Origin of the sequence: Selenomonas sp. oral taxon 149 str. 67H29BP (genome assembly GCF_000146365.1) — a bacterium.
Lineage (GTDB): Bacteria > Bacillota > Negativicutes > Selenomonadales > Selenomonadaceae > Centipeda > Centipeda felix.
This window is the reverse complement of the sequence record NZ_GL397093.1, coordinates 1-965: the sequence shown is the minus strand read 5'-3', so window position 1 is coordinate 965 and position 965 is coordinate 1. Positions and strand designations below refer to the sequence as shown.

The following is a 965-nucleotide window of genomic DNA, read 5'->3' as shown; positions in this document are numbered from 1 at the left end:
CTCCCAGTCTCCCGGCTATCCTGTACGTTATATGCCAAAGACCAATGCCAAGCTGCAGTAAAGCTCCATGGGGTCTTTCTGTCCAGTCGCGGGTAACCTGCATCTTCACAGGTATTTCAATTTCACCGGGTCCCTCGTTGAGACAGTGCCCAAATCGTTACGCCTTTCGTGCGGGTCGGAACTTACCCGACAAGGAATTTCGCTACCTTAGGACCGTTATAGTTACGGCCGCCGTTTACAGGGGCTTCAGTTCGCTGCTTCATCTCAAGGACTAACAACTCTCCTTAACCTTCCTGCACCGGGCAGGCGTCAGCACCTATACTTCAGCTTGCGCTTTCGCAGGCACCTGTGTTTGTGGTAAACAGTCGCTTGGGCCTCTTTTCTGCCGCCGACAACAGCTCCAACAGTAAATGTCTTCACCACCATCGGCCATCCTTTTCCCGAAGTTACGGATGCATTTTGCCGAGTTCCTTAACGAGGGTTTTCCCGCGCACCTTAGGATTCTCTCCCCGCCTACCTGTGTCGGTTTTGGTACGGGCAGACGACTTCTCGTTAGAAGCTTTTCTTGGCAGTGTAGTGCGGCTGAATTCAGATTGACCGTAGTCTTTCCTATCTATCGGTTCTCGGCCTTATAGTATGGGGATTTGCCTCCATACAAGCCTACCGCCTTCGACGCGCCCAACCATTCGCGCGCTCAGCTTCCTTCCTGCGTCACTCCATCCTCAAACGAAGTCGCCCGGTACTGGAATTTTCGCCAGTTGTCCATCGCCTATGCTTTTCGCCTCGGCTTAGGTCCCGACTTACCCCGGGACGACGAGCGTTGCCCGGGATTCCTTAGGCTTTCGGTGGACAGGATTCTCACCTGTCGTTTCGCTACTCATACCGGCATTCTCACTTCTTACCGTCCAGCAGTCCTTCCGGTCTGCCTTCGTCCAGATAAGAACGCTCCCCTACCCAGTGTGTAC

1 rRNA gene is annotated in these 965 nt (G+C 53.8%); it reads right to left on the bottom strand.

Annotated elements, in window-relative coordinates:
- A 23S ribosomal RNA gene (locus HMPREF9166_RS12285) occupies nucleotides 1-965 on the bottom strand; the annotation flags it as partial.